At 62.0% G+C, this 12,663-nt stretch carries 12 protein-coding genes and 1 riboswitch; of the genes, 5 read left to right on the top strand and 7 right to left on the bottom strand.

The genetic code is table 11. The annotated features are described in order from the left end of the window. Positions 1–139: 139 nt before the first annotated feature. From DMO26_RS04820 to DMO26_RS04805, 4 genes are all read left to right on the top strand, one after another. Complete coding sequence (locus tag DMO26_RS04820; RefSeq protein ID WP_117190875.1) at positions 140–1,129, top strand: MBL fold metallo-hydrolase; 990 nt, start codon at positions 140–142, stop codon at positions 1,127–1,129. A gap of 193 nt (positions 1,130–1,322) precedes the next feature. After that, entirely contained in the window at positions 1,323–2,825 is a 1,503-nt protein-coding gene (guaB, locus tag DMO26_RS04815; protein ID WP_117190874.1) for an IMP dehydrogenase, read from the top strand. Between the two features lie 172 nt (positions 2,826–2,997). Further along, on the top strand, positions 2,998–3,369 hold the full coding sequence (locus DMO26_RS04810) for a hypothetical protein (RefSeq protein ID WP_117190873.1): 372 nt from the start codon (positions 2,998–3,000) through the stop codon (positions 3,367–3,369). A gap of 323 nt (positions 3,370–3,692) precedes the next feature. Next, positions 3,693–4,577 (top strand): dienelactone hydrolase family protein, encoded by an 885-nt coding sequence (locus tag DMO26_RS04805; protein WP_117190872.1) that lies wholly within the window; start codon positions 3,693–3,695, stop codon positions 4,575–4,577. Positions 4,578–4,634: 57 nt separating this feature from the next. On the opposite strand, the gene DMO26_RS04800 is transcribed toward DMO26_RS04805, so the two are convergent. Together DMO26_RS04800 and DMO26_RS04795 are read right to left on the bottom strand one after the other, a co-directional pair. Then, positions 4,635–5,075: a 6,7-dimethyl-8-ribityllumazine synthase gene (locus DMO26_RS04800; RefSeq protein ID WP_117190871.1), complete on the bottom strand. Its 441-nt coding sequence runs from the start codon at positions 5,073–5,075 to the stop codon at positions 4,635–4,637. 79 nt (positions 5,076–5,154) lie between these two features. Continuing rightward, a riboswitch (FMN riboswitch) is annotated at positions 5,155–5,299 on the bottom strand. A gap of 46 nt (positions 5,300–5,345) precedes the next feature. Beyond that, entirely contained in the window at positions 5,346–6,302 is a 957-nt protein-coding gene (locus tag DMO26_RS04795) for a LysR substrate-binding domain-containing protein (RefSeq protein ID WP_117190870.1), read from the bottom strand. A gap of 196 nt (positions 6,303–6,498) precedes the next feature. On the opposite strand from DMO26_RS04795, the gene DMO26_RS04790 reads away from it, so the two are divergent. Next, positions 6,499–6,798 carry a DUF1127 domain-containing protein gene (locus DMO26_RS04790; RefSeq protein ID WP_117190869.1) on the top strand — a complete coding sequence of 100 codons (300 nt, stop codon included), beginning with the start codon at positions 6,499–6,501 and terminating at the stop codon, positions 6,796–6,798. Between the two features lie 78 nt (positions 6,799–6,876). Here the strand turns inward: DMO26_RS04790 and DMO26_RS04785 are convergent, their stop codons facing one another. The 5 genes from DMO26_RS04785 to DMO26_RS04765 all read right to left on the bottom strand — a co-directional run bounded on the left by DMO26_RS04785 (position 6,877) and on the right by DMO26_RS04765 (position 12,389). Further along, entirely contained in the window at positions 6,877–7,788 is a 912-nt protein-coding gene (locus tag DMO26_RS04785; RefSeq protein ID WP_117190868.1) for a DUF937 domain-containing protein, read from the bottom strand. An 86-nt stretch (positions 7,789–7,874) separates the two neighbouring features. Further along, positions 7,875–9,248: a glutamate--cysteine ligase gene (locus tag DMO26_RS04780; RefSeq protein ID WP_117190867.1), complete on the bottom strand. Its 1,374-nt coding sequence runs from the start codon at positions 9,246–9,248 to the stop codon at positions 7,875–7,877. 164 nt (positions 9,249–9,412) lie between these two features. Then, entirely contained in the window at positions 9,413–10,150 is a 738-nt protein-coding gene (locus DMO26_RS04775) for a 16S rRNA (uracil(1498)-N(3))-methyltransferase (RefSeq protein ID WP_117190866.1), read from the bottom strand. Between the two features lie 99 nt (positions 10,151–10,249). Beyond that, the gene (locus DMO26_RS04770; RefSeq protein WP_117190865.1) at positions 10,250–11,755 is read right to left on the bottom strand and encodes an inorganic phosphate transporter; all 1,506 of its coding nucleotides are present in this window, start codon (positions 11,753–11,755) and stop codon (positions 10,250–10,252) included. A 127-nt stretch (positions 11,756–11,882) separates the two neighbouring features. Next, positions 11,883–12,389, bottom strand: coding sequence for an NUDIX hydrolase (locus tag DMO26_RS04765; protein WP_117190864.1), 507 nt, complete (start codon positions 12,387–12,389; stop codon positions 11,883–11,885). Positions 12,390–12,663 lie beyond the last annotated feature (274 nt).

Here is a 12,663-nt window from a genome sequence, read left to right as displayed (position 1 = left end):
GAATCTCACCATTTCACGTTTTGGGTCACGTCTGCGTGAGGGCGGATTTCCCTGCCACAAAGGGCAGTTATCTTGCATGGGCCTCGAGCCGCAGCTCAACAGGGCGGCGCCGGCGAGGGCATCAGGAGGGAGCTACATCATGACGTCATTTGAAATCGGCAGACGGGCCTTGCTCGGGACTGCGGGGCTTGGGTTGATAGCCGCCCCCGCCATCATCGGGGGACAGGTTTTTGCGCAAGAGAAGAAGAAATTGGCAATCGATCGCGTCACACCGCCGGACATTCACAAGTTCAAGGTCGGTAGTTTCCAGGTTCTCGTCGTCAAGGATGGCGCCCGTCCCTCCGGCAATCCGGGTGAGACATTCGGTACCAACCAATCGGCGGAGACCGTCGGCAAGCTACTTGCCGACAACTTCCTGCCCACCGACCAGTTCGTCAACAGCTTCTCGCCGACGCTCATCGACACCGGCAGCGACGTCATCCTGTTCGATACGGGTCTCGGCAAGGCCGGCCGCGCGCAGGGCACCGGTCGCCTGGTCGAAGGGCTGGCCGCTGCCGGCTACATGCCCGAAGACGTGACGATCGTGGTCATCACCCACATGCACGGCGATCATATCGGCGGCATCATGGAGGACGGCAAGCCGGCCTTCCCCAAGGCCCGTTATATGGCAGGCGAGGCGGAATACAGTTTCTGGACCGACGGCGCGCGTGCCGGCACGCCGGCCGAAGGCAACCAGAAGGCCGTAATCGCCAACGTCAAGCCGCATGCCGACAAGATGACCTTCCTGAAGGACGGCGGCGAGGTGGTCTCGGGCATCACCGCCATGCTGGCGCCGGGTCACACGCCCGGTCACCTGATCTTCAACGTGGAATCGGCCGGCAGGCGCCTGGTGTTGACCGCCGACACCGCCAACCACTTCGTGCTCTCGCTGCAGAAGCCGGAATGGGAAGTCCGCTTCGACATGGACAAGACCCAGGCGGCGGCAACCCGCAGACGAGTCTTCGACATGATCGCCACCGACAAGATCGCCTTCCTCGGCTATCACATGCCGTTCCCGGCCGTCGGTTACGTGGAAAAGCAGGATACGGGCTACCGTTTCGTGCCGAAGAGCTATCAGTTCGACATCTGATTGAGCGTTTTAACGATAATCCGAGCTATGCAAACCCGGAGGGCCAGCCCTTCGGGTTTTTTCTGTTCCCTTCCTGTCATGAACGTGTTACCAGCCCTCGCCAACTTCCAAGCAATTGTTGCCGGAGAGTCGGGGCGCTATCCAAGTCGTTCCTGAGCGTATCCTGCATTTTCTGAAACGAAGGAATTTGGCCATGGCACGCATCATTGAAACGGCAACCGGCGCGGACGCGCTAACCTTTGACGACGTGCTGCTGCAGCCGGGACATTCCGAGGTCCTGCCGGGCCAGACCAATATCTCCACCACCATAGCCCAGGATATCGACCTTAATCTGCCGATCATCTCGTCGGCGATGGACACGGTGACCGAAAGCCGGCTCGCCATCGCCATGGCGCAGGCCGGCGGCATCGGCGTCATCCACCGCAACCTCACGCCGGTGGAGCAGGCCGAGGAAGTACGCCAGGTCAAGAAGTTCGAAAGCGGAATGGTCGTCAATCCGGTGACGATCGGCCCCGATGCGACGCTCGCCGAGGCCCTGTCGCTGATGAAGTCGCACGGCATTTCCGGCATCCCGGTCGTCGAGAACGGCGGCGGTCATGTCCCGGGCCGTCTCGTCGGTATCCTCACCAACCGCGACGTCCGTTTCGCGTCGGATCCGACCCAGCGGATCTACGAGCTGATGACCCGCGAAAACCTCATCACCGTCAAGGAAAGCAGCGTCGATCAGACCGAAGCCAAGCGGCTCCTGCACAAGCACCGGATCGAAAAACTGCTGGTCGTGGACGGCGAAGGCCGCTGCGTCGGCCTGATCACCGTCAAGGATATCGAGAAATCGCAGCTCAACCCGAACGCATCCAAGGATGCGCAGGGACGCCTGCGCGCCGCTGCCGCGATCAGCGTCGGTGACGACGGTTACGAGCGCGCCGAGCGGCTGATCGATGCCGGCGTCGATCTCCTGGTCGTCGATACGGCGCATGGCCATTCGCAACGCGTTCTCGATGCCGTCACGCGGGTCAAGAAGCTGTCCAACCACGTGCGCATCATGGCCGGCAATGTCGCGACTTCCGACGGCACCAGGGCACTGATCGATGCCGGCGCGGATGCGGTGAAGGTCGGTATCGGCCCGGGATCGATCTGCACCACCCGCATCGTCGCAGGCGTGGGCGTGCCGCAGCTCGCCGCCATCATGTCGGCCGTCGAGGCCGCCCGTGCGCAAAATATCCCGGTCATCGCCGACGGCGGCATCAAGTTCTCGGGCGACCTTGCCAAGGCGATCGCCGCCGGTGCATCGGCGGTGATGATCGGGTCGCTGCTGGCCGGCACCGACGAAAGCCCCGGCGAGGTTTATCTCTACCAGGGCCGCTCGTTCAAAGCCTATCGCGGCATGGGTTCGGTGGGTGCCATGGCGCGGGGCTCCGCCGACCGTTATTTCCAGGCGGAAGTGCGCGACACGCTGAAGCTGGTTCCGGAAGGTATCGAAGGCCAGGTGCCCTACAAGGGTCCGGTCTCCGGCGTGCTGCATCAGCTGGGGGGCGGCCTGAAGGCCGCTATGGGTTATGTCGGCGGCGCCAATCTGAAGGAATTCCAGGAGCGCGCCACCTTCGTGCGCATTTCCGGCGCCGGCCTGCGCGAAAGCCATGCCCACGATGTGACGATCACCCGCGAGAGCCCGAACTATCCAGGCGCAAGCCTCTGATCTTCCGCAGGGATGGCGCCATCTTGCATCCCTGCGCTTTGGCCCGGGCGAGTTTCGTGCCGGGCTTTCGGCTGCGTGCGACTACGTATTTCTACTGATAAAATTCCGAGCCGATTCTCGGATATGATTTCCCCGCGCCGGCAATTTCGCCGGCGCTTTTCCGGGGGTAATCATGAAGAAGTTTCTGGCTTGCGCTCTCCTGGGCGCCGCTCTGGTCTCGCCGGCGCAGGCGCAGACGGTTCGCGCCGGCACTTACACCGTCGAGGGCACGAATTTTGACGGCTCGCCCTACAAGGGCACTGCCAAGATCACGCTGACGAGCGAGACCACCTGCGCGATCGAATGGACCACCGGTACCGCCAAGAAACCCACGTCTACCGGCATCTGCATGTTGTACGGCAATTCCTTCGCGGCCGGATATGTCATGGGCAAGGACGCATTCGGCCTGATCGTCTATACGGTCAACGATGATGGCACGCTGGAGGGCGCCTGGACGATCAGCGGCCAGAACGGCTCCGGCACCGAGACCCTGACGCCGCGATAACGTCCTGACGGCAGTCTCCGAAACGACGACATGGCGTCGGCTGCCGGCGCCATGTCGCTTCCTGCCACGCCTGTTTCTATGTGCATCTGAAGCAACGGCTGTGCCACCGCCGCCCGATCTGGATGCTCGGGTTCTTTTTCGGTCGTGGCAATGTGGATATTGCCTGCCGTCAATTGGCCTTGAACTGAAAACGCCGATCACCCCACCTTCACAAACAAGTGTAACGCAGGATGCGCTGATCACTCACTGTTTCATCTTCAAGCGGCGGTGCATCGATATAGGTTTCTTCGCCGGATCAATTCGCTAAAGGAGGAGAACAGGTCATGGACAACGAAACCCCGAAGATCACCCAGGCGATGATCAACGCCTATGACGAATATACGCATCTGACGCTGGACCGCCGCCGCTTCATGGAAAAGCTGACCCACCTCGCAGGGTCCGGCGCCGCTGCTGCTGCGATCGCCCCCATGCTCGCCGCCAACGGCGCCAAGGCGGATATCATTGCCCCTGCCGACGATCGGCTGACGGCGCAGGACGTCACCTATCCGGGCGCCGGCGGCGTCACTATGAAAGGTTATCTCGTCAAGCCGAAGAACGCGTCCGGGGCGATTGGCGGCGTCATCGTCGTTCACGAGAACCGCGGCCTCAACAACCATATCAAGGACGTCGCCCGCCGCATGGCGCTGGAGGGCTTCAATGCGCTGGCCGTCGATTTCCTGTCTCCGAACGGCGGCACGCCGGCCGACGAGGAGCAGGCCCGGCAGATGTTCACCAACCTCGATGCGGGTGGCGTCGCCGCCAACGGCGAAGCAAGCCGGGCCTATCTTGCCGGCATCAGCGGCGCCAACGGCAAGGTCGGCGCGATCGGCTTCTGCTGGGGCGGTGGTACGGTCAACAATCTCGCCGTGAAGTCGCCGAACCTCAATGCCGGCGTCGCCTATTACGGCGCCCAACCGAAGGCCGAGGACGTGCCGGCCATCAAGGCGCCGCTCATGCTGCATTACGGTGGCCTCGACGAGCGCATCAATGCCGGCATCCCGGCCTTCAAGGCGGCGCTGGAAAAGAACGGCAAGACCTTCGAGATCTTCGTTTATGAGGGCGCCAACCACGCCTTCAATAACGATACCTCATCGGCCCGCTACGACAAGGCGGCCGCCGACCTCGCCTGGAGCCGTACGGTCGCCTTCTTCAAGAAGAACCTGGCCTAGCCGAAGTTCGGAATGATGACGAAAGCCGGGATCCCGCCCCGGCTTTTGCCGCGCCGATCAAGCCGCCTTGGCGATCTGCCGGCGCGTGCCGACGATCATCTGCGCCGCGCGGGCGGCTTCGCGCCCCTTCTCGACGAAATGGGCGCTGAAGACCGCCTTGTGATGCGCAGTCTCCTGGAAATGGTGGGGCGTCAGCGAAACCGACAGGACGGGCACGCCGGTATCCAACCCGGCGCGCATCAAACCGTCGACGACGGCCGAGGCGACGAATTCGTGCCGGTATATGCCGCCGTCGGCGACAAGGGCTGCGGCGACCACCGCCGCATAGCGGCCGGTCGCGGCAAGGTCGCGCGAGGCAAGCGGCAGTTCGAACGCGCCGGGCACGTCGAAAATGTCGACATCTGCGCGCGGCACGAGTTCGAGGAAGCCTTCGAGAGCTTTGTCGACGATCTCGGAATGCCAATTTGCTTTGACGAAGGCGAAGCGGGTGTGTGTCATGGGATCTCCTTCAGGTTACGACACCGCACCCAAGGCGATCACGCACGTCCACAGCGCCCGCGGATTGCGGGTGCTGCACGTCCGTTCTCTTTCATCCGGACTATGACCGTCGGCCCAGGCATCGCACCTGGTCTGCTGACCCTTCGGCTGGAAGGCGCTCGCGGGCTCGCGGTTTTTAACCGCATACCGCCGGTGGGGAGTTTCACCCCGCCCTGAGAACAGCAGCGATGTAACGTAACCTTCACGAAGAAGGCAAGAGTGGAGTCGGCCCTACCAGCCGGGCATGACAGAACCCGCGGCCCGGGCCCGCGGCATCCGCTGGAAAGCCTTCACCTCGCCGCCTTCGAGATCGTCGGGGATGACGGCCGGCGAGATGTTGTCGAGACAGGCGGTGATATGGTCGGTGATGGCGTTCATCAGCGACGGCGAAAGGCCGGGCCGCTTCATGATGCCGATCTGCACCGGCGGCAGAGGCGGGAAACCATCGGCGGCCGTCAGCACCTTCATGCCGGTCCGAAGCGCCGATTCGGGAAGCACCGAGACGGCCATGCCAGCCAACACGGCGGCCGCAACCACGGTCGACGACCAGCTAGTGAACAGCACTTGGTATTCGCGCCCATCGGCATCCAGCGCCGAGCAGGCAAGCTGCCGCCACAGGCAGTCACGACGGCCGACCGCCAGCGGCACCGGCGCATCCTCCTTCAGCGGATGGTTGGCGGAGCCGACCCAGCAGAGCGGTTCGGTGCGCACCACGTCGGATATGCGCTGCCGCGGGTTGTGCGTCACCAGCGCGATATCCAGTTCCCCCCGGGCCATCTTTTCCGCAAGGCTGACCGAAGGCTCGCAGACGATATAGAGTTCGACGTTCGGATGCGTCTTGGCGAAACGGCCGATGATCTCCGGCATGTAGCGGTCGGCATAATCGTCCGGCGTGCCGATGCGGATCGTCCCTTCCAGACGGTTGTCGTCGAAAGCGGCGATCGCTTCGTTGTTCAGCCGGATGATGCGCCGCGCATAGTTCAGAAGCTTCTCGCCCTCTGCAGTCAGCCGGTTGCCGCGGCCGTCCTTGGCGAAGAGCTGCTTGCCGATCCGTTCCTCCAGACGACGCATCTGCATCGAGACGGCGGATTGAGTCTTGAATACCCGGTCGGCCGCTTTGGTGAAGCTGCCGGTATCCACGATGGCGATGAATGTATGCAACTGGTCGATATCGAGCGGAGCGGACATGAAGGATCATCCATCAGAGGGTTTGATGCTAACCATTAGAAACATTCGTTGGACTGATCAATAGGTTTTCCGCGATAAGGGTATGCGTAAATCAAGATCAACGGACGCTTCCTCCCTGAGCGTCTCTTCAGGCAGCTCTTCCGCAAGACCTCTGCGGAAGGGATGGCCTTTCTCGTGCCTGCGAAAGGATAGACCAATGAGCACGACCGACTGCGGAACTGAACTCGACCTCGTCCACGAACGGCGCGGCCCGGAAGGCCGCCTGGCCATCGTGATGCTGCGAACGAAATCCGTATGGCGTGCCTTTCGCAACCGTATGGCGGCCAATAGCCTCTATGATCTCAACGACAGCCAGCTCAACGATATCGGCATCACACGGCATGATGTGGTGATGGCGCTTGATAGATCCGGCGTGCTGGACGATCCGACCCGGCTTCTCGCCGGTGTTGCCCGCCAACGATCGCATGCGCGTTTCAGGCAGCTGGCCAATCGCTAGGCTGTATACAGTTTCCCCGCAGGGTGATAGCCAATAGCCCTGCTGCTTGCCCGGCCGGTCGATCCGCGCCGGGCTTTTTTATTTGGCGGGCTTCGGATCGGCGGGTGTGGGTTCGAGGTCTGTCCCGCTGCCCGCGCCGTTGCGCAGATAGGTGTCGAAGATCGCTTCCATATTTCTCTGGTAGTTCTTCTGCACTTCGAGCCCGCTGTCGAACATGCTGTTCAGCACGTCGCGATAAGGATTGGGCTCGGCAGCCGGCGCCGGTTTCTCCTTGGGCTTTTCGGGCTCGATGGGCTTGCCGGCGAAGGCGCCGCTCATCATGTCCTGGAAGGCCTTGGCGAAAGGATTGTCGGCGAACAGGTTGCCGGCTTGCGGCTGCGGCTGTTCCGGCTTGTCCAATCCCCACATGGAACGCATTGCCTGCGTGAATGGATTGTCGAACGGGTTGCCGAGGGGGGTGGAGGGCGCCTGCGGCCTGGCCTTCGGCTGCAGGCCCATGCTTTCCAGCCACTGCTGTGTCATCTGACCCACCGGGGAGGCGGAGAAGGCCTCGTTGGCGGAAGACATCTGCCCGGTCATCTGTTTGAAGAGCCCGCCCATCAGCGTATCCGCCATGACCGGCATCATCTTCTTGAAAACTTCCTGTCCGATGCCGGTAAACTGTTCGGCCTGCGCGGCGATGGCGCGGGAGACTTCCTTGGAGCCGAACAGTTTTTCCAGCACTGCGTTGCCGTCCGCCATGCCCTGCGGGGTAAAGGCCTTGGTCATATCCTCGAAATATTTGGCATAGGAGCCGGAGAACATGCTGCCCATCAGCTGGGTGAGGTCATAAGGGTTGGCGCTGGTGCGCTTGAGGCCGGAGGAGAAGGCCGGCATCAGCGCGGCCATCGCCTGGGTTGCCTGCTCCTGGGCCAGGTTGAATTGCTTGGCGATCGCCTCCATGCCTGCGCCGTTCTGAGCTCTGAGCATCATGTCGAACAGTGGCAGCATGGAGAATCCTTTCCGGCCGGGTTGATGCACCACTATAACCGGAAAGTGCTGGACGAAAACCGGTTTTTGGAACCGGTCTCAACTGTTCAGTACTGATATTCCTCGAAGACCGGCTCGACCGAGCCGTTCCAACGGCCGTTGAAGAGCGCCAGCATGTCCTCCGCCATGGTTGTCTTCTTGGCAAGCACCTCTTCGAGCGGGGCAAGGAAGATGCTCTCGTCCTGGCCCTCGCCGTTCAGGCGGTTGCGCGCCTTGAGACCGGCCTTGGAAATCGCCAGAACCTCGCGGGAGACTTCCAGCACGGACCGGTCCTTGATCGAAGCCTGGAGACCCTTCGCCGGTACCGCGTCGCGCATCGCGGTCACGTCTTCAAAGGTCCAGTCGGCGGTCAGCGCCTCGGCATCGGCAAGCGCGCCGTCGTCGTAAAGCAGGCCGACCCAGAAGGCCGGCAGCGCACAGATGCGCCGCCACGGACCGCCGTCGGCGCCGCGCATTTCCAGGAACCGCTTGAGGCGGACATCCGGGAAGAGGGTGGAGAGATGGTTGATCCAGTCGCCCATCGTCGGCTCCCAGTCCCTGATCTCGCCCTTGAGCGCGCCGTTCATGAACTGCCGGAAGGTGATGTTCGTACAGTCGCGATACCTGCCGTCGCGCACGATGAAATACATCGGCACGTCGAGCGCCCATTCGACATAGTCCTTGAAACCGAAATCTTTGCTGAAGACGAAGGGCAGCACGCCGGCGCGCCGGTTGTCCGTATCGCGCCAGATGTCGCCGCGCCAGGAGAGGAGGCCGTTCGGTTTGCCTTCGGTAAACGGCGAGGAGGCGAAGAGGGCGGTTGCCAGATATTGCAGCTTCATGGAAACGCGCATCTTGCGCGCCATGTCCTCCTCCGAGGAGAAATCGAGGTTCACCTGGATCGTGCAGGTGCGGTACATCATGTCGAGGCCCTGGCGCCCGACCTTCGGCATGTAATTTGTCATGATCCCGTAGCGGGATTTCGGCATGCGCGGTGTCTCGGCGAAGCTCCACTTCGGGCTGCCGCCCATGCCGAGGAAACGAATGCCCATCGGCTCGGCGATTTCCTTCAGTACGGCGAGATGATGGTTGGATTCCTTACAGGTCTCGTGGATCGTTTCGAGCGGCGCGCCGGAAAGCTCGAACTGGCCGCCAGGCTCGATGGAGATCGCGCCCATGCCGGACTGCTCGCCGAGCCCGATGATGTTTTCGCCGTCCATGATCGGCTCCCAGCCGAGCTTGGCCTGCATGCCTTTGAGCAGCGCGGAAATGCTCGCATCACCGAAATAGGGAACGGGACTGTTGTCTGCCCGGAAAAAGGCGAATTTCTCGTGCTCTGTGCCGATGCGGAACTTTTCGGGTGGCCGCGGCCCCTTTTCCAGGTAGGCTGAAAGCTCGGACACCGAGGAGAGCGGTGTCTGGTCGGTGGTGTCGCGCGCCATGTAAAATACCTTGTTCGGAATGCCGGATCTGGACGCCAAATCCGCACGCTGAAGGCGCGCGGATGGCCGGCTGCTTGGACCGATTTCATGTGCGGTGCAAGTGAATTTCTTTCAACGCATTGTCAGAAAATCGCAGGGGGTGTGTCAATTCTGCCGCGCCGTCTTCAGCGCCAGTCGCCGATCGTCGCCTGGATGACGGCGAGCGCCGCCACCGCCGCCGTGTCCGCCCGCAGGATGCGGGGTCCGAGCGGGATGGCGGTGACGAAGGGCAGCGACCGCAACCGCTCCCTTTCCTCCTCGGAAAACCCGCCCTCGGGGCCGACCAGCAGCGCCAGTCTCGTCTCTTTAATGCCCGAAAGAACGGGAAGCGGGTTTTGTCCTTCATCGCCTTCGTCGCAGAAGATGATGCGCCGGTCCGCCGGCCAGGTATCGAGCAGGTCGCCGAGCTTTTTCGGCGTCGCGACACCGGGGACCGACAATATGCCGCACTGTTCGGCCGCCTCGATCACATTCGCCTGAAGCCGCTCCATGCTGGTGATCTTGCCCTGCACGTGCTGGGTCATCACGGGCTGCAGAAAGCCGGCTCCCATCTCGACGGCCTTTTGGACGAGATAGTCGAGCCGTCCGACCTTCAGCGGGGCGAAAAGATAATGGAGGTCAGAGGCTGGCGGCTGCGGTCGGGTCTCCTCGACGAATTCGAGCGCGATCTTCTTGCGGGTCGGGAAGGTGAGTTTCCCCTTCCATTCGCCGTCGCGGCCATTGAAGACGAGCACTTCCGCGCCGTCTTCCATTCGCAGCACGTTGGCGAGGTAGTTGAACTGTTCGGACGTCACCTCGTGCCGGCGAGCCGGCCCGATCGGCGCATCGATGAACAGTCTCTGCATTCGGAAATTGGCGCGCATGAAACCCTGCTCAATGCAATTCCGGATAGGTGAAAATGTTTTTTGTCCGGAGCTGCGTAAATAAAGAACTGGATCGCTCTGGCGGAGCGCTGGAGCGATCTAGACGAACAGGGCGAACATAGCCGTGGCGATGAGCGCCGCAAGGGCCGCGGCCGCCGGAAGCGTGATCATCCAGGCGGCGATGATGCTGAGGAGGTGCGAACGCCGCACCAGATAGCGCCGCTTCAACTCCTCGTCATTACGCTCGAACGGCTCCGTCGTGTCTGGTTCCTTGCCGGCCCGCACTCGCATGTATTCGAAGCGACGCTTCGAATGGCGGGTGTACCACTCGCGGAAAAAGCCGACGCCGAAGACCGCTCCGACGGCAACATGGGTGGACGAGACCGGCAAGCCGATCCAGGATGCGACGATGACGGTGAGTGCCGTCGAGAGCGACACGCAATAGGCCCGCATCGGATTGAGCTTGGTGATCTCCGCCCCGACCAGCTTGACCAGCTTCGGCCCGTAGAGAAGCAGGCCGAGCGAGATGCCGAGACCGCCGATCACCAGTTCCCAGAGCGGAACGTGGATATTGCCAGCGACGCCGCTCTGGGCTGCCGAGACGATGGCGGCAAGCGGCCCGATCGCATTGGAAACGTCGTTGGCTCCATGTGCGAACGACATCAGCGCGGCGGAAAAGACCAGTGGAACACGGAAGAGTTTTCGAAGCGACTGGTTGCGGTTCTCCAATCCTTCGGCCTGCCGGGCGATGACTGGGATCAGCAGCTGCCAGGCGGCAAGACCCGTCACGAGAGTGATCAGCGTTGCGATCGGCACCGGGACATGCACGAGTTGGCCGAGCCCGATCAGCGACAGAAAACCGGCAAAGGCGCCGCTCATGACGCCGATCAGCACCGGAACCCACGTCTTCGCCGAGGCGATCTTGTCCTCGCGGTAGATGATGGTTTCCTTGATGAAGAACAGGAAGCCGGCGGCGATGACGGCCCCCAGGATCGGGGAGAAGACCCAGCTTGCCGTGATGCCGGCGACCATGCCCCAGTTTACGGCGGAAAGGCCGGCTGCCGCGATGCCGGCGCCCATGACGCCGCCGACGATCGAATGGGTGGTGGAAATCGGCGCGCCGAGCCAGGTCGCCACGTTGATCAGCACGGCGGCAGAAAGCAGCGCCGCCATCATCGCCCAAATCAGGACATCCGGACTGGCGATCATGCCGCTCTGCATGATGCCGTTGGCAATTGTGTTGGCGACACCTCGCCCGGCGATGACCGCGCCCGCGACCTCGAAGACGGCGGCAAGGCCAAGCCCGAAGGCCATGGTCATGGCGCGCGCGCCGACCGCCGCGCCAATATTGTTGGTCACGTCGTTGGCGCCGATGTTCATCGCCATATAGGCCGCAAGACCGGAAGCCGCGATCACTACCACCGCGCCTGGCCTGCCGGTCACGTAGGACGCCGCGAAAATCGCCGCGAGAATGATGAAGAGCAGGGCCGTGCCGGGGGCGGCGAGCCCGCGCGACATCTGCCGGCCGGCCTCCTCCACCGAAGAAAACTTCTCAAGATCCTTGTCGAGCGTCGGCTTCGCCAGGCGCGGCCGTCTTTGGCCCATGTCTCCGTCCTTGATGAGGGGGTGGCGTAGAGCCGCCGACAGGCCGCTTCCGCCTCGGTGAGGAATTCACGGCCCATCGCCTAATAGCAATGAACCACGAATGCAATATTGCGGTTCCGTGACAATGTCAGCCAGCGGCCTTGGTCGGCTGCCGGGCCATGCGCGACTGCATTCTTTCGGCGAACTGAAGCAGCAGGATTTTCAGTTCCGGTTCGTTGACCCGCAGGGCGGCCTCCTCGCAGGAGACCCATTCCAGCGTGCGCGAGCCTTTTTCGGGAAAGCTCTTCAGGCATTCGTCCACTTCCAGCGCATGCACCTGCACCAGGACAGGGATCTTCAGGCCGTTGTCGAGCGTCTTTCGGTAATTGTAATAGCCGAGAGCTTCCTTCTCGACCTTGCCTTTGACACCGACTTCTTCAAAAGCTTCGCGCTCCGCGACCTGGTGGGCTTTCTTGTCGGCCATCGGCCAGCCTTTCGGGATGACCCAGCGGCCGGTATCGCGGCTGGTGGCAACCAGAACTTCGAGCTGCCCCTGCCTTTTTTTCATGCGGTAGCACAACGCGGCATATTGCTGCCGCGGCGGCCGCTGCAGCATCAGCCGAAGATTGTCGGTTACCTTGGTCATGAAGCCCAATTTTCCTGCGATGCCTCCAAGTGAGTGTTATATTACTAATATAATAATTGCCCGAAGCTTAACGAGCTTAGCACAGCCGTTTTGAACAAGAATCATCGCGGAGGGTTCGCTGGAGCCGATCACATTTTCGAGCCCGTGCTTTCTAAGGTCAACTGGTAAATTGCACACCTGTTCATTTTATGGCGACATCGTGAATTTCCATGGTCTGATTGCGACAAGCCGACAAGAAAGTTGATGCGGTCGCGGGATCGTGGAATAGGATGATCGCGAGGAT

Origin of the sequence: Rhizobium terrae, from assembly GCF_003425685.1 — a bacterium.
GTDB lineage: Bacteria > Pseudomonadota > Alphaproteobacteria > Rhizobiales > Rhizobiaceae > Neorhizobium > Neorhizobium terrae.
The sequence above is the reverse complement of the archived record's forward strand: the minus strand, read 5'-3'. Positions and strand labels throughout refer to the sequence as shown.

Bases quoted from the DNA above. Each gene is read 5' to 3' on its own strand.
- DMO26_RS04805 (WP_117190872.1), top strand. From the start codon at position 3,693: ATGGACAACGAAACCCCGAAGATCACCCAGGCGATGATCAACGCCTAT.
- DMO26_RS04790 (WP_117190869.1), top strand. From the start codon at position 6,499: ATGAGCACGACCGACTGCGGAACTGAACTCGACCTCGTCCACGAACGG.
- DMO26_RS04820 (WP_117190875.1), top strand. From the start codon at position 140: ATGACGTCATTTGAAATCGGCAGACGGGCCTTGCTCGGGACTGCGGGG.
- DMO26_RS04775 (WP_117190866.1), bottom strand. From the start codon at position 10,150: ATGCGCGCCAATTTCCGAATGCAGAGACTGTTCATCGATGCGCCGATC.
- DMO26_RS04770 (WP_117190865.1), bottom strand. From the start codon at position 11,755: ATGGGCCAAAGACGGCCGCGCCTGGCGAAGCCGACGCTCGACAAGGAT.
- DMO26_RS04795 (WP_117190870.1), bottom strand. From the start codon at position 6,302: ATGTCCGCTCCGCTCGATATCGACCAGTTGCATACATTCATCGCCATC.
- DMO26_RS04785 (WP_117190868.1), bottom strand. From the start codon at position 7,788: ATGCTGCCACTGTTCGACATGATGCTCAGAGCTCAGAACGGCGCAGGC.
- DMO26_RS04780 (WP_117190867.1), bottom strand. From the start codon at position 9,248: ATGGCGCGCGACACCACCGACCAGACACCGCTCTCCTCGGTGTCCGAG.
- DMO26_RS04810 (WP_117190873.1), top strand. From the start codon at position 2,998: ATGAAGAAGTTTCTGGCTTGCGCTCTCCTGGGCGCCGCTCTGGTCTCG.
- DMO26_RS04800 (WP_117190871.1), bottom strand. From the start codon at position 5,075: ATGACACACACCCGCTTCGCCTTCGTCAAAGCAAATTGGCATTCCGAG.
- guaB (WP_117190874.1), top strand. From the start codon at position 1,323: ATGGCACGCATCATTGAAACGGCAACCGGCGCGGACGCGCTAACCTTT.